Origin of the sequence: Levilactobacillus zymae DSM 19395 (assembly GCF_001434115.1) — a bacterium.
Taxonomy (GTDB): domain Bacteria; phylum Bacillota; class Bacilli; order Lactobacillales; family Lactobacillaceae; genus Levilactobacillus; species Levilactobacillus zymae.
In genome coordinates this window covers 1-21,322 of record NZ_AZDW01000014.1, presented here as the reverse complement: position 1 = coordinate 21,322, position 21,322 = coordinate 1, and the positions used below count along the sequence as shown (strand labels likewise).

General features: G+C 54.0%; 19 protein-coding genes and 1 CRISPR repeat array. Of the genes, 15 read left to right on the top strand and 4 right to left on the bottom strand.

All coding sequences use genetic code 11. The features are described 5' to 3' along the window. Nucleotides 1–5 precede the first annotated feature (5 nt). From FD38_RS03250 to smpB, 5 genes are all read left to right on the top strand, one after another. Entirely contained in the window at nt 6–1,544 is a 1,539-nt protein-coding gene (locus FD38_RS03250; RefSeq protein ID WP_057731092.1) for a ClC family H(+)/Cl(-) exchange transporter, read from the top strand. A 96-nt stretch (nt 1,545–1,640) separates the two neighbouring features. Continuing rightward, on the top strand, nt 1,641–1,877 hold the full coding sequence (gene secG / locus FD38_RS03245; protein WP_057731090.1) for a preprotein translocase subunit SecG: 237 nt from the start codon (nt 1,641–1,643) through the stop codon (nt 1,875–1,877). A gap of 126 nt (nt 1,878–2,003) precedes the next feature. Next, nucleotides 2,004–2,756 carry an alpha/beta hydrolase gene (locus FD38_RS03240; RefSeq protein ID WP_057731088.1) on the top strand — a complete coding sequence of 251 codons (753 nt, stop codon included), beginning with the start codon at nt 2,004–2,006 and terminating at the stop codon, nt 2,754–2,756. A gap of 10 nt (nt 2,757–2,766) precedes the next feature. Further along, nucleotides 2,767–5,229, top strand: coding sequence for a ribonuclease R (gene rnr, locus FD38_RS03235; RefSeq protein ID WP_057731087.1), 2,463 nt, complete (start codon nt 2,767–2,769; stop codon nt 5,227–5,229). Between the two features lie 15 nt (nt 5,230–5,244). Then, nucleotides 5,245–5,718: an SsrA-binding protein SmpB gene (smpB, locus tag FD38_RS03230; protein ID WP_057731085.1), complete on the top strand. Its 474-nt coding sequence runs from the start codon at nt 5,245–5,247 to the stop codon at nt 5,716–5,718. Between the two features lie 208 nt (nt 5,719–5,926). On the opposite strand, the gene FD38_RS03225 is transcribed toward smpB, so the two are convergent. Continuing rightward, on the bottom strand, nt 5,927–6,493 hold the full coding sequence (locus FD38_RS03225) for an LURP-one-related/scramblase family protein (protein ID WP_225430793.1): 567 nt from the start codon (nt 6,491–6,493) through the stop codon (nt 5,927–5,929). 134 nt (nt 6,494–6,627) lie between these two features. Between FD38_RS03225 and FD38_RS03220 the strand changes: the two genes are divergently transcribed. The 4 genes from FD38_RS03220 to FD38_RS03205 all read left to right on the top strand — a co-directional run bounded on the left by FD38_RS03220 (nt 6,628) and on the right by FD38_RS03205 (nt 9,561). Next, nucleotides 6,628–7,341, top strand: coding sequence for a uracil-DNA glycosylase (locus FD38_RS03220; RefSeq protein WP_057731083.1), 714 nt, complete (start codon nt 6,628–6,630; stop codon nt 7,339–7,341). 47 nt (nt 7,342–7,388) lie between these two features. Then, nucleotides 7,389–8,366 (top strand): phosphate acetyltransferase, encoded by a 978-nt coding sequence (gene pta / locus FD38_RS03215; RefSeq protein WP_057731081.1) that lies wholly within the window; start codon nt 7,389–7,391, stop codon nt 8,364–8,366. A 192-nt stretch (nt 8,367–8,558) separates the two neighbouring features. Then, nucleotides 8,559–9,035: a tRNA (adenosine(37)-N6)-threonylcarbamoyltransferase complex ATPase subunit type 1 TsaE gene (gene tsaE, locus FD38_RS03210; RefSeq protein WP_057731079.1), complete on the top strand. Its 477-nt coding sequence runs from the start codon at nt 8,559–8,561 to the stop codon at nt 9,033–9,035. Continuing rightward, entirely contained in the window at nt 9,028–9,561 is a 534-nt protein-coding gene (locus FD38_RS03205; protein ID WP_057731078.1) for a GNAT family N-acetyltransferase, read from the top strand. Before tsaE ends, FD38_RS03205 begins: the two co-directional genes overlap by 8 nt. Before the next feature lie 180 nt (nt 9,562–9,741). Here FD38_RS03205 and FD38_RS03200 read toward each other — a convergent pair whose 3' ends face one another. Further along, nucleotides 9,742–10,278, bottom strand: coding sequence for a 3'-5' exonuclease (locus FD38_RS03200; protein WP_057731076.1), 537 nt, complete (start codon nt 10,276–10,278; stop codon nt 9,742–9,744). A gap of 21 nt (nt 10,279–10,299) precedes the next feature. Then, the gene (locus FD38_RS03195; RefSeq protein ID WP_057731075.1) at nt 10,300–11,064 is read right to left on the bottom strand and encodes an exodeoxyribonuclease III; all 765 of its coding nucleotides are present in this window, start codon (nt 11,062–11,064) and stop codon (nt 10,300–10,302) included. A gap of 281 nt (nt 11,065–11,345) precedes the next feature. Here FD38_RS03195 and murB point away from each other — a divergent pair, with 281 nt between their 5' ends. Both murB and FD38_RS03185 read left to right on the top strand, forming a co-directional pair. Further along, nucleotides 11,346–12,254 (top strand): UDP-N-acetylmuramate dehydrogenase, encoded by a 909-nt coding sequence (gene murB / locus FD38_RS03190; protein WP_083485257.1) that lies wholly within the window; start codon nt 11,346–11,348, stop codon nt 12,252–12,254. A gap of 15 nt (nt 12,255–12,269) precedes the next feature. After that, nucleotides 12,270–14,402: a cation:proton antiporter gene (locus FD38_RS03185; protein WP_057731071.1), complete on the top strand. Its 2,133-nt coding sequence runs from the start codon at nt 12,270–12,272 to the stop codon at nt 14,400–14,402. Between the two features lie 86 nt (nt 14,403–14,488). After that, a CRISPR array of direct repeats spans nt 14,489–14,758; the repeat unit is 24 nt; unit sequence TCCCCACACGTGTGGGGGTGATTC. 182 nt (nt 14,759–14,940) lie between these two features. Here FD38_RS03185 and FD38_RS03180 read toward each other — a convergent pair. Then, entirely contained in the window at nt 14,941–15,594 is a 654-nt protein-coding gene (locus FD38_RS03180; RefSeq protein ID WP_057731069.1) for a DUF1361 domain-containing protein, read from the bottom strand. Nucleotides 15,595–15,881: 287 nt separating this feature from the next. On the opposite strand from FD38_RS03180, the gene cdaA reads away from it, so the two are divergent. The 4 genes from cdaA to glmS all read left to right on the top strand — a co-directional run bounded on the left by cdaA (nt 15,882) and on the right by glmS (nt 21,245). After that, nucleotides 15,882–16,730, top strand: coding sequence for a diadenylate cyclase CdaA (cdaA, locus tag FD38_RS03175; protein WP_057731068.1), 849 nt, complete (start codon nt 15,882–15,884; stop codon nt 16,728–16,730). Further along, nucleotides 16,730–17,692, top strand: a complete 963-nt coding sequence (locus FD38_RS03170; RefSeq protein ID WP_057731066.1) for a CdaR family protein — start codon at nt 16,730–16,732, stop codon at nt 17,690–17,692. The genes cdaA and FD38_RS03170 overlap by 1 nt, the downstream gene beginning before the upstream one ends. A 38-nt stretch (nt 17,693–17,730) precedes the next feature. Further along, nucleotides 17,731–19,089, top strand: a complete 1,359-nt coding sequence (gene glmM / locus FD38_RS03165; RefSeq protein WP_057731064.1) for a phosphoglucosamine mutase — start codon at nt 17,731–17,733, stop codon at nt 19,087–19,089. Nucleotides 19,090–19,430: 341 nt separating this feature from the next. Further along, nucleotides 19,431–21,245 carry a glutamine--fructose-6-phosphate transaminase (isomerizing) gene (glmS, locus tag FD38_RS03160; RefSeq protein ID WP_057731062.1) on the top strand — a complete coding sequence of 605 codons (1,815 nt, stop codon included), beginning with the start codon at nt 19,431–19,433 and terminating at the stop codon, nt 21,243–21,245. Nucleotides 21,246–21,322 lie beyond the last annotated feature (77 nt).

Genomic DNA, 21,322 nt, shown 5'->3' with positions numbered 1-21,322 from the left:
GAAACATGCAACAGCAACGACAAACGACGCGTCACGATTTTACTCGAGTCCAGGCAATCGGCTTCGGCGGATTGGTTGGAATCGGAGCGGGAATCGTGGTCAGCGCGTTTCGATTAAGTATCGAACAACTCCTCAAACTCATGCAAGCCATGTATGGTTGGCTCGGGGGACACCCAATGTGGTTGTTGCCCTGGGCCATTTTATTGGTTTTAGTGGCGATTTTTATCGGGCACCTGGTCAAGCGCACTAGCATGATCAAGGGGTCCGGGATTCCCCAGATTGAGGGCCAACTGGCCGGAGAATTGGATTATCCTTGGTGGCCCGTGTTGTGGAAGAAATTCGTGGGCGGCATCTTAGGCATCGGCTCCGGCCTGTTTCTGGGACGGGAAGGCCCGTCGATTCAGCTGGGCGGGACCGTCGCTCAGGGGATGGCCGAACGGTTCAACTTTGATGGCCGTCGACGTCGGCTACTGATTGCCGGTGGTGCGGCGGCCGGATTGTCCGCGGCCTTCAACGCGCCAATCGCCTCGACGCTGTTTATCCTAGAAGAGGTGTATCATAGTTTTTCCACGCTAGTCTGGATCACATCGCTGACCAGTGCGGTGGTGGCCGACTTCATTTCCAGTGAGGTGTTTGGGCTAACGCCGGTCTTACATATCGCTTACCAACACGCGTTACCCCTCAAGTATTACGGTCTGCTCCTGATTTTAGGCGTGGGGCTGGGCCTGCTGGGGGTTGTGTATCAGTGGGGGACGCTTAACGGCGGCAAACTGTACGCCAAGTTGACTTGGTTACCGGCGCACCTGAACGGCATCATCCCGTTTCTATTGGTGATTCCGATTGGCCTGTTCTGGCCGGAAACGCTGGGTGGGGGTAATCAAATGATTGTTTCGTTTGCCCAGCACACGCCACTACTGGTTCCATTAATTGGGTACTTTGTTTTGCGGCTGGTCTTTTCCATGATCAGTTACGGTTCCGGGTTGCCTGGTGGGATCTTCTTACCGATCCTGACATTGGGAGCCTTATTGGGGGCCGTGGGGGCGCGAAGCTTCGTTCTCCTGGGGTGGTTACCCGCGGCGTTCATCGCTAACTTCATGATTTACGCCATGGCGGGTTACTTTGCCGGGATTTCGAAGGCGCCGTTCACCGCGATTTTGCTGATCACCGAAATGGTGGGCAGCTTGCAACACCTATTGCCGTTGGCGGTGGTAGCCATCGTGGCCTACATCACCGTTGACGTGCTGGGTGGAGCGCCAATTTACGAGGCGTTATTAGAAAAATTAGTCACGCCGGCGGACCCCGACGCCCACGGGTTGACCGACCGGGTGGAATATCCCGTGGGGGGCGACTCCCCGCTGGTCGAACGCCAAGTCCGTGACATTAAATGGCCGCAAGGGGCCTTGCTGGTCGGTGTCCAACGGGGGGAACGTCAGGTGATTCCGCACGGCGATACTTTGCTGCGGGCCGGCGATATTTTGATTATTTTGACCTATCAGCATAATCGGGCCTATGTTCGTCAACAAATGCGTCGACTGGACGCCTGAGGGGCCTTTTTGGGCCTGGGGCTGGTAAAAAGCGGCCGATTATGATAGATTAAGGGGAGTATAGTTAGACCTATTCGGTAGGTAGGAGGCAAATTTGTGTATAATTTTTTAATGACCTGTATTCTAATTGTCAGTGTTTTAATTATCATTGCGGTTATGATGCAGCCTGCTAAGACGAACGATGCGTTGTCAGCACTGTCCGGTGGTGCCGACGACCTCTTTGCAAAGCAAAAGCCGCGAGGGTTCGAAGCCTTCATGCAAAAAGTGACCGTCGTCTTAGGCATCATCTTCTTTGCGCTGGCAATGGCTTTAGTATATCTATCTTCACATTAGAGATGTCAGCCTCCTGTCCGTTTTATTAGCAGGGGGCTTTTTAGTTAAAACTGCCGTGGGCCTGAAAATGACTCCGGCAGAATCGCAGTACAGACTATCTTCGATAGCGGAAAGCGGTGGTTTGACATGATTCGAAAACCAGTCCCGCTCTTCTTTGAGCAGGGCCCTCACGCAGTAATTTTATTGCACGCTTATTCGGGTAGCTCTAACGACATGCGCTTGCTAGCACGAAAATTGCAAAGCGAGCAGTATACGGTTCTCGCACCCATTTTTACGGGGCACGCGACCGGGGATCCCGCCGATATTTTACGGGACGGCTCCCCGCAGCAGTGGTGGCAAGACACCCGTGACGCGATTGCTTTCTTACGAGAACGTGGGTACCAACAAATTGCCATCTTTGGTCTCTCGCTGGGCGGCCTGTTTGCCACCCGGGCGTTACTAGAAGACCCGCAACTAGTGGGGGGCGGAACGATTGCCTCCCCCGTGATCTTTCGGGGCCAGACGCGCGTTCCGACCGCGTTTATTGAGATGGCGCGCGCCACGTACCGCACCCAGAATATTGTGGGCGCGGCACAGGATCACAAGGTGGCATGGCTGCAAGACCACCTGACCGCCCAGTTAACGGCGATTCAGGCCTTTGCAGACACCACGGCCACCCATTTACGGGACATCCACCAACCAGTATTCATTGCGCAGGGCGACGCCGATCAGATGATCGACCCGCGCTCGGGCCAATGGCTGGCAGCGGCCTATCCCGCCGACCAAATCGATTATCATAATTACGCCGGTGCCGGGCACGTTTTGACCGTTAATTCGGCCCACCACGCACTCGAGGCGGATATTTTAGCGTTTTTACACCCAATCTTTGAAAAACAATGAGGAATTTATAGTGCAAGATAATTTAAAAGCAGATTTAACAGCGTTTTTCCGCGCACACGCGGATCAAACCTATACCGTTGAGGACATTTCGGATGCCCTCCATTATCACGGATCAGCGGCGTTTAAGCTGATTGTCCAGGAACTCGCGCAGCTCGAACGGGATGGCTTAGTTCAAGTCACCGACCGCGGGCATTTTCAGCTGGACCCCAGCCAAAAGGTCTTAACCGGGATTTTCCACGGTAACGACAAGGGCTTTGGGTTCGTGGCGTACGACGAAAACAAGGTGGAACCCGATGCCTACATCGCGCCGGACAACACCATGCGAGCCTTAAACGGCGACACGGTCAAGATTGAAATTGTCCGGGCCGGCGACCCCCGCACGGGCAAAGGCCCCGAAGGTAAGGTTACCGAAATCGTCGAACGGCATTACGAACAGGTCGTCGGCGAGTTCATGCAGACCGACGACGATGCCGGTTACGTGGGCCAAGTTCGCTTGACGGACAAGAAGTTGCTCAAGTACAAGTTCTACATCACCGCCGTGGGCTTGAAGCCAACGCCCGGTGAAGTCGTTACGGCCGAAATCACGGAATACCCTAATGATGCGCATCCCGATGCCATGGTGGGGATTGCCAAACAGGTCATCGGGAGCGTCGACGACCCAGGAATCGACATCTTACAGATCGTTTACCAACACAACATTCCGGCCGAATTTCCGGAAGACGTGATGCAAGCGGCCGACGAGATTCCGGATCACGTCCTGCCCGAAGAAATGCAGGGGCGTGAAGACGTCACCAACCAAAACTTGGTAACCATCGATGGTGAGTCTTCTAAAGACTTGGACGATGCCGTGACCGTCTGGAAGCTACCTAACGGGAACTACCACTTAGGGGTTCACATTGCCGATGTGTCGCATTACGTGACGCCAGGCTCGTTGATCGATAAGGAAGCCTACAAGCGGGGTACGTCCGTTTACCTGACCGACCGGGTGATTCCGATGTTACCCCGGCGGTTATCCAACGGCATTTGCTCGCTGAATGAGGGCGAATTACGGTTATGTATGAGTTGTGACATGGAAATCGACCCAGAAGGTAACGTGGTCAAGCACCGGATTCACCCGTCCGTGATGCGCTCGAAGGCCCGGATGACCTACACGGCCGTTAACCAAATCCTGGAAGCCCACGATGCGGTGACCATGGACCGCTACAAGGAATTAGTCCCGATGTTTGAAGACATGGGCGACTTACACCGAATCTTACTCAAGCACCGGAAGAACCGGGGGGCCATTGATTTTGATGACCGCGAAGCCGAAATCATCGTGGACGACAAGGGCCACGCAATCGACGTGAAGTTACGGACGCGGGGTCTGGCAGAACGGATGATTGAATCCTTCATGCTGGCTGCGAACGAAACCGTCGCGGAACACTACTTCCGCGCCAAGGTGCCGTTCTTATACCGGGTCCACGAAACGCCAGATGGCGACCGGGTTCGCAGTTTCTTCGAATTCTTGACGGCCTTCGGGATCAACGTCAAGGGTGACCCGAACCACTTGCGGCCAAAGATGATGCAAGGCATCTTAAAGCAGGTTGCTGGTAAGCCGGAAGAAGCCATGGTCTCGGTCATGATGCTGCGGAGCTTAAAGCAAGCGCGGTACAGTGACCAATCCCTGGGACACTTTGGGTTGGGGGCGGAATTCTACACCCACTTCACGTCGCCAATTCGGCGGTACCCAGATACCATGGTGCACCGGATGATTCATTACTACGAAGATCACGGAATCAACGATGCGTCGAAGCAAGTCTTCGCACCGGTCCTGGAAGAAATCGGGGTCCACACGTCCGAAATGGAACGGCGGGCAATCGATGCCGAACGGGATACGAACGACATGAAGATGGCCGAATACATGGCGGACCACGTCGGCGAAGAGTTTGACGCCGTCGTCAGTTCCGTGATGAAGTTCGGGATGTTCGTGGAATTACCGAACACCATCGAAGGCCTGATTCACATCAGCCGGATGCAAGACGACTACTACGAATACGTGGAAAAGTACCTGGCCTTGGTTGGTCGCAATACGCGGCGGACTTACCGAATCGGTCAAGCTATTCGGGTCAAGGTCATTCACGTGGACAAGGAACAAAGTGAAATCGACTTTGAACTGTTGAACCCTGAAGACGCTCCGGTCAGCGACCTCTTGCCGCACCGGGAACACCGCTCTCGTGGCGGCGGTCGCTTCGGCAGCAACCGGAACAACCAACACGGGAATGGCGGTCACAACGGCGGTAATGGCGGGAACCGTAACCACCGTAATGGGGGCAACGGCGGCAACCGCAACAACGGTGGCGCTGGTCACCGCAACACGAATAACAATAACACGCACCGGTCCTCGGACCACCGCGGGAACGCCGGGAATAACCACCGCAACAGCAACCATGGCGGTGGGCAACACCGGAACTCGCAAAACGGGAACCGACACTAAGCGAGGTGGACACCTTTGGCTAAACGGAAACCGAAAAAGACCCCGGATAACCAACTCGCCCAGAACCGCAAGGCCCGGCATGATTATACCGTGACCGAAACGATCGAAGCGGGCTTGGTGTTGACCGGGACCGAAATCAAATCGATGCGGGAACGGCGAATCACCTTACAAGATGGGTTCGCCCAGATTCGTAACGGGGAAGCCTGGTTGATGAACGTACACATCAGTGAGTACGCGCAAGGCAACCAGTTCAACCACGATCCGTTACGAAATCGAAAATTACTGCTCCACAAGAAGGAAATCAAGCGCTTGGGTTTGGCCACGCAGGATAAAGGGGTCACCCTGATCCCCCTGAAGGTCTATCTCAAGCACGGGTTTGCGAAGGTCTTAATTGGGGTTGCCCACGGGAAACGCGAGTACGACAAGCGTGAATCCCTGAAGCGCCGCGAACAAGACCGGCAGATTGCCCGGGTCATGAAACATTATTAAAACCACTAAAAAGAGAGTGGGACGAAAGGCGGTTAGCTGGTGAGCATTAACGTCGTAAGGCGGATAATCCCGAACTTGGATTATCTGACTTACGGGGTTAAGCGGAACCAGCTGCCTTTTGGCGCACGTTTCGACACCAAATATTCGGAGACGGAAAAGGGCCTGAGACTTTTGTCCCAGACCCTTTTTGGGTTATCTGCACAATGAATTATTCGCCTTTGGGTCCCCGTTGATGCGTGATGAAGGGCGTGACCTCCGACGATAAGCCGGGCGTCCACCCGCGATTTTTCAGGGGATTGAGGCCGCGTTGCTGGTGCTTGGCCCAGCGGTCCAGGATGGCGGCCAGACAGACTACCAGGGCCTCGTGATCGGGCTGGTCGACTTCTAACGAGATGGTCTGACCGTCCGCTGAGACCGGCGCGATGTTGGCAATCAATTCGCGCCCGTGAAAGATGCGGAAGCGACCGCTGTTCAGGTTACCCATGATGACCCAGTTGAGCCCCCGGACAAAGAGGACTTCGCGAATCACGCCAAAGGTTTTGCTGACGTGACCAACGGGTTGGCGGTGGTACAGCAACCGAAAGCGGGGCAACAGTCCCAACGATTCTTGTTTGACTTCGGCTTCCAGTGAGCCATCGATTAAGTAAACGGTTAAGACGTCGGCCCGCAGCCCCCATTTGCCGACCAGGAGGTAGCGCGATTGATTGTCAGCATCGCGAATCACCGTGGTTGCACGGGCCGATAGGGCGGCTTGGTTGAGATACAGTTGACGCATGGGGCACCTCCAACAACGAATTTATGGCGTGAAACGTCACGGATGTTTTCTTTATTTTAACATGTTTTAGACTTGGCGTTCGGGAATATCATTTCGCTAGGCAATATGATAGAATAAAAGCTGAGGTGTTGGGAATGAAACCGTTTATTCATAATGATTGGTGGCCGGTACTAGAGCCGGAGTTTGAGCAGGACTACTACCAAAACCTGCGCAAGTTTCTGGTCGACGAGTACCAGCACTACCGGATTGATCCGGACATGTATCACATTTTTACCGCGTTCGATTGGACGCCATTTAGTCAGGTCAAGGTCGTCATCTTGGGTCAGGATCCGTATCACAATCCGGGCCAAGCGCACGGGTGTAGTTTTTCCGTGATGCCGGGGACCAAGATTCCACCGTCGTTACTGAATATCTATAAGGAACTCCAGACGGACGTCGGCTGTACGCCGGTCAATCACGGCTACTTGAAAAAGTGGGCCGATCAGGGAGTCTTACTCCTGAACTCGGTGTTGACCGTGCGTGACGGGGCGGCTTTCTCCCATAAGGGTCACGGGTGGGAGCGACTGACCGATGCGGCCATTCGGAAACTTTCCGAACGAGCCGAGCCGGTGGTCTTCATCCTGTGGGGTCGTGCCGCTCAGGACAAGATTGCGCTGATCGATACCAAGACCAATATCGTCTTGAAGTCAGCGCACCCGAGTCCGTTATCGGCGAACCGCGGCTTCTTCGGGTCCCGTCCCTTTTCAAAAACCAACATCGCACTAACATCATTAGGTGAAACGCCCATCGATTGGCAACTCCCGGCAACGGTCAGTGCCGACGACGCTTCACAATCTAACCACGCGTAAGCATAAAGAGAATTGATTCGTAGGACATTTTATGGAGGTCTTCACCTATGGAACTTTTTGATAGTCTTAAGCAAAAAATCAACGGTAAAAATAAAACCATCGTTTTCCCAGAAGGGGCCGATAAGCGGGTCTTAGGCGCTGCGAGTCGTTTAGCTCACGACGGTCTGATCAAGGCCATCGTTTTGGGTAAGCAAGCCGAAATCGATGCAACGGCCAAGGCCAACGATATCGACTTGAGCCAACTGACGTTACTGGATCCCGAAAACATCCCGGCCGACCAACACAAGGCCATGTTAGATGCTCTAGTTGAACGCCGGCACGGTAAAAACACGCCGGAACAGGCCGCAGAGATGTTGAAGGATCCCAACTACATCGGGACCATGATGGTGTATATGGACCAAGCCGACGGGATGGTCTCCGGGGCGATTCACGCCACTGGCGACACCGTTCGCCCGGCCTTACAGATTATCAAGACCAAGGAAGGCGTTCGGCGGATCAGTGGGGCCTTCATCATGCAAAAGGGCGACCAACGCTACGTCTTTGCGGACTGTGCGATTAACATTGAGCTAGACGCAGCCGGCATGGCCGAAGTTGCCGTGGAAAGTGCCCACACCGCCAAGGTCTTCGACATTGACCCTAAGGTGGCCCTGTTAAGCTTCTCCACGAAGGGTTCGGCTAAGGGTGACATGGTCACCAAGGTGCAAGAAGCCACGAAGATCGCCCACGAAACGGCCCCAGACTTGGCTGTCGATGGTGAACTCCAATTTGACGCGGCCTTCGTCCCAACGGTTGCGGCACAAAAGGCACCGGGTTCGGACGTGGCGGGTCACGCCAACGTCTTCGTCTTCCCAGAACTCCAATCCGGGAACATCGGTTACAAGATTGCGCAACGCTTCGGGGGCTTTGAAGCCATTGGCCCAATCCTGCAAGGGTTGAACAAGCCGGTTTCCGACCTGTCCCGTGGTTGCAACGAAGAAGACGTCTACAAGGTCGCTATCATTACGGCCGCTCAAGCATTAAACTAACGATTCACGAAGTCATCGAATACCCGGATTGCGCTTTAACGGCAATCCGGGTATTATTTGTATTGAATTCGATTCATGCCTAGTTAGGCTGACGTTGTAAATGAAGAAATGAACGAGTACCAGGCAACTTCCCGCGCTCATCATCAGGCGCGGTGCCGGTTAAATAAGTGTTGGCATAAAGGAGTTAATGAAATGTTAGAATTGACAGTCACAAGTCCGGAAATGACGATGGCCCTCGGGAAGCAGTTGGCGCCCGGGTTGCAGGCCCCAGACGTAATCCTACTCGACGGTGATTTGGGCGCCGGCAAGACCACGTTTACCAAGGGCTTAGCGGCCGGATTAGGCATCAAACGCAATGTGAAGAGTCCCACGTTCACCATTATCCGCGAGTACCAGGGCGGCCGGTTGCCACTGTACCACATGGACGTCTACCGTTTGGAAGACGGTAGCGGGGACGAACTAGGCTTAGAAGAATACTTTAACGGTGACGGGGTGAACGTGGTGGAATGGTCCCAGTTCATTGCTGACGAACTGCCGGAACATTACTTACGTATCGTGTTCAAACGTGATGACGACGCGGGCGAGACCCAGCGCACCCTGACCTTCGAACCCCACGGGGATCATTTCGAACGCCTAGTTGAGCATTTAGAGGCGACCCACCATGAGTGAGGACGTGGCGATTCGTTTACCGGGCGCCGCAGATGCTGCTCAATTACTGACACTACTGGAGCGCCTGCAGCAAGAAAGCGATACGTTTACCCTCGCCGATGCCGATGATCCCATCAGCGTTGACCAGGAGGGGGAACAGATCGAGCAGATCAAACGCAGCCCGGCGCATCTCCTGTTGGTGGCCAGTCTGGGAGACCAGCTGATTGGGGTCCTGTCGGTCTCGCCGACGCACGAAGGCAACGTGGGCGAACTGGGCGTGGCCGTGGAGCAGGCCTATTGGCACCAGGGCATCGGGACCGCGCTGGTTGACGAGGCGTTGTACTGGGCCGAAACGGCCAGTTCGTTGGCCGCGGTCGGCCTGATCGTGCAGACCCGTAACGTGGCGGCCGTGAAGCTCTATACCAAGTTGGGCTTCACCCGGACCAAAACGCCGCCCGAAACGGTCACGGACGATGCCGGTAACCAGGTCACGGCCGTGGAAATGGTCTACCCGTTGAACGACCAGGGCTTGGCGGATGAAGATTAGCGGCGAGGTCCCGGTGACTGCGGAGCCTATTTCATGACAGTACTAATAAAGGAGCTTGGGATAAAAATCCCAAGCTCCTTTATTTCTTCGAACATTTGATGTTGAAACGTGCGCCAAAAGGCAGCTGGCTCCGCTGAACTCCGTAAGTCAGCAAATCGCCTTTTGCCCCAATCTTAATGGCTAAGCATTCACCTTAATAAACGATTTGAGCGGCTGGGTGCCGAAGTGGTTGGCTTCGTACAACAGGATGTTGGCGCACGCCAAGCTGTCGTCTAACGCATTGTGGTGATGGTGCAAGTCGATGTTGAGTTGTTCACAGACCGTATCCAATTTGTGATTGGGAAATTCCGGGAAGAACTTCCGACTGGTCTTGACGGTATCTAGGGTCAGGTACCGGGCCGCGGGAAGGCGGTAGTGTTCCAGACTGCTGCGCAACACGCCGTTATCGAACGGGGCGTTGTGGGCGATCACCAACCGGTCGCGTTGGAAGAACGGCGCCACGTGCTCCCAGACCTCGGGAAAGGTGGGCGCGTTTGCCACGTCGGCTTCGTGGATCCCGTGAATCTGGACGTTGCGCCAGAAAAAGTCGGTATCGGGTTTGATCAGTGAGTAAAATTCATCGACGACTTGGCTATTACGGACGATGGTCAACGCCAACGAACAGGCACTGTAGCGCTTGCCGTTGGCCGTTTCAAAGTCCATGGCGACAAAGTTCACGACGGCATCTTCCTTTCAAAATTAAACGGTGAGATCGGCCACGTCGAGTTCGACCGGACAGTGGTCGGACCCCATGACCTGGTCTAAGATTTTAGCGTCTTGCAGCTGATTTTGCAAGCGTTGGCTGGTCACGAAATAGTCGATCCGCCACCCGGCGTTGTTGTCGCGGGCGTGGAACCGGTAGCTCCACCAGGAGTACCGGCCGGTCGCGTCCGGGTAGAAGTGGCGGAACGTGTCGAGGTAACCAGCCGCCAGCAACGTGGAGAATTTACCGCGTTCCTCGTCGGAAAAGCCGGCGTTATGGTGGTTACTCTTAGGATTCTTTAAGTCGATCTCCTCGTGGGCCACATTGAGGTCCCCGCAGTAGATGACCGGCTTCTTAGCGTTGAGTTGATTGATGTAAGTCAAAAAGGCGTCTTCCCAGCCCATGCGAAAGTCCAGGCGTTTCAACTTCGTCCCGGAGTTCGGCACGTAACAGGTCATGACGTAGAAGTCCGGGTATTCCAGGGTGATGGCCCGCCCCTCGTGGTCGAAGTCCGGCGCATCGATGCCATAATGGACGGCCAAGGGCTTGTGCTTGGTGAACAGCGCCGTCCCGGAGTAGCCCTTGCGCTCGGCGTAGTTCCAGTATTGGTAGTATCCGGGGATGTCTAAATCAATCTGCCCGGCTTGTAGTTTGGTTTCTTGAATGCCGAAAAAGTCGGCATCGAGGTCTTGAAACGTTGCCATAAAGTTCTTTTTGACAATGGCCCGCAGACCATTGACGTTCCACGAAATAAATTTCACGAAAAACACCTCCAACGAATATGTCTAGTATACCAGAAAATGAGTTTTCGCCCGTTTTCAGGCGTTTCGCGTGTCGTTTTGTGAAAATCCATGCTAAACTATTCTTATGCTTTACTGGGTTTTTCCGAGCAATTCGTCACCTCACGACGATCGGAGAAGGCCAGCATGTCGGTCGGTGGGCGCACCACTACGGTGACGGGCTACGAGACTTGGCCGCCGGGTGAGCAAAAATTCCGGCGCACCGGCTTGAAATTTTTCAAGATGAAGGGAAATCGTAAATCATGGAAGATATTGCAACGGCCTTTCCAGCCGTAGAAATTTTGCGTCACGAACCACTCGCCCACTACACGCACACCAAGACGGGCGGACCCGCCGACTTTTTGGCGTTTCCGACCAACGTTCAGGAGACCAAGTCGTTATTGGCCTACGCCAACCAATTGAAGTTACCCATCACGGTGGTTGGCAACGCCAGCAACTTGATCGTACGTGACGGGGGGATTCGGGGCCTGGTCATGATTCTGACCAAGATGGACCAGATCACGGTCGATGACGCCGCCCACACGGTGACGGCCGCGGCCGGAGCCGCGTTGATCAAGACTACCCAGGTCGCCCAAGCTCACAGTCTCAGTGGCTTGGAGTTTGCGGCGGGGATTCCCGGTAGTGTCGGTGGGGCCATCTTCATGAACGCCGGGGCTTACGGTGGCGAGATTGCCAAGGTCGCGACGGCGGCGGAAGTCTTAACCCCGGATGGTGAGATTCGCACGTTGACGCAAACCGAATTGGATTTTGGCTACCGGCACAGCTCGATTCAGGATTACCACGACATCGTGTTGACGGCGACCTTTACGCTCGAACCGGGCGACGGGACCGCGATTCAGGCCCAAATGGACGACCTGAATGCCAAACGAGCCGCCAAGCAGCCGTTAGACCTGCCTTCCTGCGGGAGTGTCTTTAAGCGCCCCGAGGGCCATTATACGGGCCAGCTGATCCAAGAAGCGGGCCTGCAGGGCCTCAAGTGGGGTGGCGCGCAGGTTTCGACCAAGCACGCGGGTTTCATCGTCAATATCGACCACGCCACGGCGACCGACTACTTGGAACTGATTCACCACATTCAAACGGTTATCTGGGACCGCGATCAAGTTCACCTGGAGACCGAAGTTCGGATTATCGGCGAAGAACCACACGCTTAGAAAGGGGGACCTTCTTTGCCAATACTTGAAGCAGTGATTCTGCTCATTGTGTTAGTTTTACTTTCCAACATCATTAGTCACTACCTCACCTTTATTCCTGTCAGTTTGATTCAAATCGCGTTGGGCCTAGTTGTGGCCCTGATTTGGAAATTCCAGATTGAACTGGAGACCGACTGGTTTTTACTACTCTTCATCGCGCCCTTGCTGTATAACGATGGGCGGCGCTTCCCGCGGCGAGAACTCTGGCGCCTGCGGGGACCGATCTTTGCCAACGCCATCTGGCTGGTCTTTTTAACCACCATTCTGGGTGGCTTTCTGATTTATTGGTTGATCCCAAAGATGCCGTTGACCGTGGCCTTTGCCTTGGCCGCCATCTTGTCGCCCACCGACCCGGTGGCCGTGCAGTCGATCTCGAAACAGGTCAAGTTGCCCGAAAACCTGATGCATCTGGTCAGCGGCGAAAGCCTGATCAACGATGCCAGTGGGCTGATTGCCTTTAAATACGCCATTGCGGCGACCGTGACCGGGGCCTTTTCCCTGAAAACGGCGACTAGCGACTTTATTTACATCAGTATCGTCGGCTTCTTAGCCGGTCTGATCATCATGACCGGGATTCAACTCCTGATGGACGTCTTGCGCCGGCAGGGCATCGACGACGTGGTCTTTAACACGGTGCTGCAGATTGCCACGCCGTTCGTGGTCTACCTGGTGACCGAAGAAATCGCTCACGCGTCCGGTGTGATCGCCGTGGTCACGGCCGGGGTACTGTATCACGCCCGTGAAAGCCAGATTGTGGAGGATTCACCGGAACTTAAGCTGGTGACCGAAAAGGTCTGGGACATCATCATCTATTCGTTGAACGGAATCGTGTTCGTGATCCTGGGAATTGAATTGCCCGTGGCGACCTCACAGGTCATCAAGGGCGGTCAATTCAACACCGGCGAAGCCATGCTGTTTGCGCTGGGCACCTGGGTCATCATCGTGGTCTTACGAACCGTCTGGACGTACGGTTACATCCTCTTCCAGCGGATTCGCAAGACCACGACCGAACACCCTAGTTTCCGGATGGCCGTTTTATCGGGGCTTTCCGGGGTCCGGGGGGCCGTGACCATGGCCGGGGTCCTATCCGTGCCGTTAACGGTGGCCAGTGGGGCCGGCTTTCCGACCCGTGCGCTGATGCTGTTCGTGGCGTCCGGGGTGATTATCATCAGTTTGGTGGCAGCGACCATCATGTTGCCGCTGATTTCGACGGACGGCCAACCGTTAAAGACCCGGGCCAGCGTCAGTGACGACATCGACAACGATTTGGACCTGGACGACGAGGAAGACGAATATCCCGAAGAACCCGTCCGGCAGATTAGTGAGGACGAGGCTCGCGCCTACATCATGCGGCTGGCGATTTCCAAGATTGAAGAGATGCGGCGCCCGAATAATCAACGGGCCGCTTACGATTTGATTTTGGATTACCAGTTCGTGATCCGGCGCTTAGAAATGAGTTACCGGGCGGACGACACCATGCAAAAGGTATTAAACGACGAACTCAAACTCCGCGAAGTGGCCTTAGCGGGTGAACGCGCGGAGCTCAAGGAGTTGCGGCAGGGGGCTAAAATCACCCAGACCAGCTACGTGGGTGCTTTACGGCGTATCGAACGCCTGGAAAGCCGGGTCACCCAAGCCAGTGGGCGGTCCATGCCTAGCGTCTTACATTACTGGTTGCTGTTCTTCAAGCACCTTTGGCGAAACGCCGCGTACTGGTTGCATTCCGAAGACACGGACCGGCTTCACGCTGAGAGTAACCTGATTGAACGGCAAACGGCGAAGGCGGCCATTAAGACCTTGTCGCAGTATCTGTCACGCACGGACGTGGACGAAACGCAGTTCGATAACCAGGCGATTTATCACCTGATTGTCCACTACCGTAACCGGATCGAGCGGGCCAAGGCGGCCGCCGCACCGTCACACGAAGAGGAGTACCAACACCAATTCAATAAATTGCGGGTCCGGGCGTTGAGCGCCGAACGGACGGGAATTCAGAACTTGCTTGAGGCGGGCAACATTTCCTGGGCCATGGCGTCGCGCTTACGGCAATACGTCAACTATGCGGAAAATGTGTTGGTCATGTCCTTGAGTAGTGACGAGGGCGATTAACGGGTTGAACCACCGTCGGCAAGTTAATAAAAAACGGCGATTGGTGCAATCCTAAACGTTGTTAAACCGGGATTCGTTTAGTGTATTCCCCACACGTGTGGGGGTGATTCTTTCCGGCCAGTGCCTTACCACGCAGCATCATGGTATTCCCCACACGTGTGGGGGTGATTCCGGTGCATATCGACCAGTGTTCTGATCCACATAGTATTCCCCACACGTGTGGGGGTGATTCTCAGGGATAGGCGTCCGCCCTTAGTTGCGACAGGTACTCCCCACACGTGTGGGGGTGATTCCGAACGTGTATTGGGTGACGCGGGCGCTCCTGCTAGTATTCCCCACACGTGTGGGGGTGATTCTGAGGAGCTGACACCGGCTTATCTCGTTCAGAAGTATTCCCCACACGGTGTGGGGATGATTCCCAGCTCGGCGCCAGATGCTATCTGGCTAACTGGTATTTCCCACACCTGTGGGCATCAAAATAGCACCAAAAAAGAAGCCATCAGCGAAATTATTCGTTGGTGGCTTCTTCGTTTGTCATTTAAATGGTGGTGGGTTTCTGTGCGGTCATAATCAGATGTAAGATCCAATAACAGAAGAGCTGGATGAACGTCATCAGAATCACGAATATCCATAAATCATTCGTCCACATGTTCATTAAGGGCCTGATGAATTGTTCCGGATTTAAGAACAGGTAGATGGTATGGATGCGGAGGAAGCGGCCGATGTAGACCCCGACCGACGATAGGAAGGTCAACGTCAAAACCACGAATAACCGGACGATGTTGTTTCCACGAGCCAGCCGCTCCGAGATGCTTTGACTCACAAAGTTGAGACTCCAGAAGCCCAGGAACGCACAGAACAGGGCGCTGGTAATCAGGTAAGTAAAGTAGATCCAGATGTGAGGCGTGACCCGCAACAGCCCGCTGACCGCGTACGGCTGAAGTAGCGATAAGTGGAACAGGTCGGTCAACAGGTACGGGGCGTTTGGATAGAAGAGCAACCAGATGATGACCATTGGCCAGAACAGCCACGCCGAGCGCTTGCGCCCTAAGTGAAAGCTGATTTCAATGGGGATGTACCCCAGAAAGGTGTTTAACACCAGAAACGAGAAGGGGTCGTGAGCGCGGAAAAAAAGAAATAGCAGCCATAAGATAAAGAAGCCGCGAATTTCCCACTTGGCACGCCGATTCATAAGCCATCACCCAACCCTTTCAATCTTTACTCCTATTTTACAGCGAATTATGCCGTTCGAAGTACAATATGCTTTCTATCTTACCAGAAATTAAAAGCGGACTGACAGACTGCGGGTGACCTTAATAAATTTTGTAAACTTATTGGCCGAACAAGCACTTTTGGAAGCGAAACCGCCCGGAATGTCTAAAATTTGACCGAGTTTTCCGGGACATTGGGGGGAATTGCGGCGGAAGGTCAAGGGGCGTGATATAATGAATTCTGAATTCAATTTGGAGGGAAAGTCAAATGAACCTGAACTGGGGAAATCTCCTAACGTTAGGTAATTTGGTCAACGTTTTGGATATCCTGGTGGTCTGGTTCGTGATCTACGAACTGATCGTCATGTTACGGGGAACGAAGGCCATTCAACTTTTCCGGGGCGTCATCTTGATTCTGGTGGTCAAAGTAATTAGTAGTTACTTTGGCCTCAACACGGTTTCGTGGTTGATGGATCAAGTGATCAACTGGGGGGTTATTGCGGTCATCATCATCTTCCAACCCGAAATTCGCCGGGGGTTGGAGCATCTGGGCCGCGGCTCGTTATTTGTGCGCATGCGGCACGAAAACGAAGCTGCTAACCGGATGATCGCGGGTTTGGATAAAGCCATTCAGTACATGTCTAAGCGACGAATCGGGGCTTTAATGACGATTCAGCAGGACACGGGGCTGGAAGACTATATCGAAACGGGTATCAAATTAGATGCCGAATTGACCGGTGAATTGTTAATCAACATCTTCATCCCCAACACGCCGTTACACGACGGGGCCGTGATCATTCGCAATAACCGGATTGCAGTCGCGGCGGCTTACCTGCCGTTGTCGGAAAGTAACCTGATTCCTAAGGAACTGGGGACCCGACACCGGGCGGCCGTTGGGATTTCCGAAGTCACCGATGCCTTGACTATCGTGATTTCTGAAGAGACCGGGGAAGTCTCCATCACCAAGAACAACGAACTGTTGCGCGGGTTGACCCAGGAGGACTATTTAAAGTTCTTGAAGCACGAACTGGTCAACGAAGAAGCCGCAACGAACCACAATATCTTAGAAACGGCGTTGGATTGGATCGACCAACGCCTGCATAGGGGGCGCCGCTAATGAAAAATCAACACTATACGGCGTGGATCTACCGCATTCTGGCGCTAATCCTGGCGATTTTACTGTTCTTTTACGTGAACAGTACCCAGTCCTCGAGTAGTCAGCAGACCACTAATTCCGGCAAGACGTCGTTAACGGCCACCAAGACCATGACGGTGTCGGTACCCCTCCAATTAAACGTGAATAGTAATAAGTACTTCGTTACGGGGTATCCCGAGAAGGTCAAGGTGACCTTGCGCGGCCCGTTAGCTTTGGTCACCACCACGGCTAACACTCAGAACTTCAAGGTCTATGCCTCGTTGAGCGACCTGGGGACGGGCAAGCACAAGGTGTCGTTACACCAAGAGGGGTTGAATCACGAGATTGAATCGTCGATCTCACCAGCGAAGATTACCGTGGACATCGAGCCGCGGCGAACGGTCTCCTTCCCCGTGAAGGTCCGGTTCAACCAGCAAAATATCGCGTCAGGTTATACCGCGGGTAAACCCACGACCGACGTGACTAACGTGAAGGCTACCGGGGCGGCCAACGAGATTTCCCGGGTCAGCCAGGTGATCGCCCAACTTTCCGTCCCGCAGAACACCAAGAAGACCGTCAACAGTCAGGCCGTGATTGAGGCACTGGATAAGCAGGGCAAGACGGTCAACGTGATCTTGACGCCGTCGACTACCACGGTCAATTTGCCCATCACCAAGGGGGCCAGCAAGACGGTCAACGTCAAGCTGAACGCCAAGAATGGCTCGTCCGGGACGACGTATAAACTAAGCAGTTCGACGACCAAGGTGAAGGCCTTCGGAAGTGCGGCCCAACTGAAAGCGCTGAGTACGGCGCAGGTCGATGTCGATGTGAGCGACGTCAAGAGTACGGCCACTAAGACCGTGACGTTAGACACCAACGACAATGAAGTGACCGCCTTTGATCCGGCGACGATTCGGGTCACGGTCAAGGCGACTGCTAATTAAACTGTCATTTAAAAAATTGAGAAATGAGGAATTCTGTCATGAAATACTTTGGAACTGATGGTGTACGAGGCGTTGCGAATCAAGAATTGACGCCAGAACTAGCGTTTAAAGTGGGCCGTTACGGCGGGTACGTCTTGACCCAACACGCCGATAGCGAAAACAAGCATCCCCAAGTCCTTGTGGCGCGCGATACGCGGATTTCCGGGCAATTGCTGGAAAACGCCTTGGTTGCCGGCTTACTGTCCGTCGGCATCGAAGTCTTACGGTTGGGCGTCATCACCACGCCGGCCGTGGCTTACCTGGTCCGGACGCAGGGCGCCGCTGCCGGGGTCATGATCACGGCCTCGCATAACCCAGCCGAATACAACGGCATCAAGTACTTCGGTAACGACGGCTACAAACTGTCCGATGACATGGAAGAAGAAATCGAAGCCTTACTGGATTCGCCAACCGACGACCAACCGCGGCCTTCCACGGACGGCTTGGGCACGGTCGAAGACTACTCCGAAGGCAGCCAGAAGTACATCCAATTTTTGGAACAAACTATTTCCGATGATTTGGCCGGCCTGCACATCGCCGTCGATGCCGCTAACGGGTCGACCAGTGGGTTAGTCTCCCGGTTGTACGCCGACTTCGACCTGGATTTCGACACGATTGCCACCAAGCCCAACGGCATCAACATCAATGACCAAGTTGGGTCCACCCATCCGGAAAACCTGCAAAAGTTTGTCGTTGAAAAGGGCGCCCAAATCGGGTTGGCCTTCGACGGTGACGGCGACCGGTGCATCGCGGTCGACGAAAACGGCGACATCGTGGACGGCGACAAGATCATGTACATCTGTGGGAAGTACATGGCCGAACACGGTCGGTTGAAGAAGGACACCATCGTGACCACGGTCATGAGTAACCTGGGGATGTACAAGGCCATGGAAGCGCACGGCTTGAAGTCCGTCAAGACCAAGGTCGGGGACCGTTACGTGGTGGAAGAAATGCTCAAGTCCGGGTACAACCTGGGGGGCGAACAGTCCGGTCACATCGTGTTCTTGGACTTTAACACCACCGGGGACGGTCTGTTGACCAGCCTCCAACTGTTGCACATCTTGAAGGCCAGTGGCAAGAAGTTGTCCGAATTGGCCGCCGATGTCACGACTTACCCACAAAAGTTAGTCAACATTCGGGTTGCTGACAAGCAGGCCGCAATGGATAACCCGCAGGTCAAGGCCATGATCGCCACCGTCGAAAAAGAAATGAACGGTGACGGTCGGGTGCTGGTTCGGCCTTCCGGGACGGAACCGTTGCTGCGGGTGATGGCGGAAGCGCCAACCAAGGAATCCGTGGCCACCTACGTGGAACGAATCGCCGACGTGGTTCGGGCCGAAGTGGGCGTCGAAGAATAAGTTGAAATTTACGGAAAAGTCGTTGCCGGTGGCAGCGGCTTTTTTGATTGACCTGACAACGGGTGACAGGTCGGTTCCCCGTAAATGCCGGGAAATCAGCGCTTGAGCAGCTTAACCATGCAGCGACTGTACGACCTTAAGTAAATATTAAAACAACGATAGACCATTTCGAACTATTTAGATTGACAACCCCACGAGAAGGCAGTAAAGTATAGTCATTCAGGAATAGTTTTCAAATTGTTTCAGTCTATACCAATTTTCAAGAAAACTCATTCATTTTCATCATTAAAACTAATCGAGGCGTGATTTTCAGAACGCTCTCCAGAAAAGGAAGATTATTTATGTGTGGAATTGTTGGTGTCACGGGCAACGATAATGCCGTTAAAATCCTAGTTGAAGGACTACAAAAGTTGGAATACCGGGGGTACGACTCGGCCGGTATCTACGTTAACGACCAGAAGGACAACGACTACCTGGTGAAGACTAAGGGTCGAATCTCCCAATTACGCGAAAAGATTACGCCGGACGTTCACGGGTCGACCGGGATCGGCCATACCCGTTGGGCGACCCACGGGGTAGTCAGCGTGGATAACGCGCACCCACATTTCTCCAACGACGACCGGTTCTACCTGGTTCACAACGGTGTGATCGACAACTTCCAAGAAATCAAGGCGCAATACTTAAGCGACGTGCCTTTCCGGAGTCAAACGGATACCGAAGTGGTCGTTCAATTGATCGATAAGTTCGCCGTTGAAGACCACTTGGACGCCAAGTCCGCCTTCTTAAAGGCCCTGAGCCTCTTGAAGGGGTCGTACGCCTTCTTATTGATGGACCGCGAACAACCCGACACGTTATTCGTTGCCAAGAACAAGAGCCCACTGTTGGTCGGGGTTGCGGACGGCTTTAACGTGGTCTGCTCTGATGCCATGGCCATGTTACGTGAGACCCACGATTTCTTGGAAATCATGGACGGCGAAGTGGTTACGGTAACGCCTAACGACGTGAAGATCCAAGACGCCGACGGGAACCCCGTTGAACGTAAGACCTACCACGTGGACATGAACGCCGACGAAACCGACAAGGGGACTTACCCGTTCTACATGCTTAAGGAAGTCGACGAACAACCCAACGTGATGCGGAAGTTGGCCCAAACCTACTTGTCCGAACACGGTGAACCCCAAATCGATGACAAGTTGATCAAGGCCATGCAAGCCGCTGATCGGCTCTACATCATCGGGGCCGGGACCAGTTACCACGCCGGCTTGGTCGGCAAGCGGTTATTCGAACGCTTGGCCCACATTCCAACGGAAGTCCACGTGTCCTCCGAATTTGCCTACGAACAACCGATGTTAGCGGACAAGCCGTTCTTCATCTTCTTGACGCAATCCGGTGAAACGGCCGATAGCCGTGAAGTGCTAGTCAACGTCAACGACGCGGGCTACCCTAGCTTGACCATCACCAACGTGCAAAACTCCACGTTATCCCGTGAAGCCAGTTACACGTTGCTGTTGCACGCCGGTCCAGAAATCGCCGTGGCGTCGACCAAGGCCTACACCGCCCAAATCGCGCTGGAAGCCATCTTGGCGAAGGCGTTGGGTGAAGTTAACGGTCAAATCGTGGCCCAAAACTTCAACATTCGCCAACAATTAGGGTTGGTCGCTACGGGGATGCAAGCCATCGTCGACGAAAAGGCCAAGATCGAAGACCTCGCCAACAACTACCTGATGAAGTCTAACCGGGCCTTCTACATCGGTCGGGGAATCGACCACGCGGTTTCGTTGGAAGCGGCGTTGAAGTTAAAGGAAATCTCTTACGTGCAAGCTGAAGGTTTTGCTTCTGGTGAATTGAAGCACGGGACGATTGCCTTGATTGAAAAGGACACGCCGGTCATTGGCTTCATCACCCAGTCGAAGACGGCCGGTTTGACTCGGAGCAACCTGCAAGAAACTATGGCGCGGGGGGCGAAGACCATGACCATTGTCCGCGAAGGCTTGGCTATCGACGGCGACACGCTGGTCTTACCAGACGTCGACGAAATGTTGATGCCGTTATTGACGGTAGTGCCAGCCCAACTGTTGGCTTACTACACCAGCTTAAACAAGGGCTTGGACGTCGATAAGCCACGGAACCTGGCCAAGAGTGTCACAGTCGAATAAACTAAATTAAAACGAGTTATGAAGAGTTTGGGACATAACTCGAATTCTATAAGAAAACAGGAAGGAAATTCTCGATT

Excerpts from the sequence above, each read along its gene's own strand:
- glmS (WP_057731062.1), top strand. The coding sequence starts at position 19,431 with ATGTGTGGAATTGTTGGTGTCACGGGCAACGATAATGCCGTTAAAATC.
- FD38_RS03250 (WP_057731092.1), top strand. The coding sequence starts at position 6 with ATGCAACAGCAACGACAAACGACGCGTCACGATTTTACTCGAGTCCAG.
- glmM (WP_057731064.1), top strand. The coding sequence starts at position 17,731 with ATGAAATACTTTGGAACTGATGGTGTACGAGGCGTTGCGAATCAAGAA.
- FD38_RS03225 (WP_225430793.1), bottom strand. The coding sequence starts at position 6,493 with ATGCGTCAACTGTATCTCAACCAAGCCGCCCTATCGGCCCGTGCAACC.
- FD38_RS03180 (WP_057731069.1), bottom strand. The coding sequence starts at position 15,594 with ATGAATCGGCGTGCCAAGTGGGAAATTCGCGGCTTCTTTATCTTATGG.
- FD38_RS03205 (WP_057731078.1), top strand. The coding sequence starts at position 9,028 with ATGAGTGAGGACGTGGCGATTCGTTTACCGGGCGCCGCAGATGCTGCT.
- FD38_RS03220 (WP_057731083.1), top strand. The coding sequence starts at position 6,628 with ATGAAACCGTTTATTCATAATGATTGGTGGCCGGTACTAGAGCCGGAG.
- pta (WP_057731081.1), top strand. The coding sequence starts at position 7,389 with ATGGAACTTTTTGATAGTCTTAAGCAAAAAATCAACGGTAAAAATAAA.
- cdaA (WP_057731068.1), top strand. The coding sequence starts at position 15,882 with ATGAACCTGAACTGGGGAAATCTCCTAACGTTAGGTAATTTGGTCAAC.
- tsaE (WP_057731079.1), top strand. The coding sequence starts at position 8,559 with ATGTTAGAATTGACAGTCACAAGTCCGGAAATGACGATGGCCCTCGGG.
- FD38_RS03170 (WP_057731066.1), top strand. The coding sequence starts at position 16,730 with ATGAAAAATCAACACTATACGGCGTGGATCTACCGCATTCTGGCGCTA.
- murB (WP_083485257.1), top strand. The coding sequence starts at position 11,346 with ATGGAAGATATTGCAACGGCCTTTCCAGCCGTAGAAATTTTGCGTCAC.
- FD38_RS03240 (WP_057731088.1), top strand. The coding sequence starts at position 2,004 with ATGATTCGAAAACCAGTCCCGCTCTTCTTTGAGCAGGGCCCTCACGCA.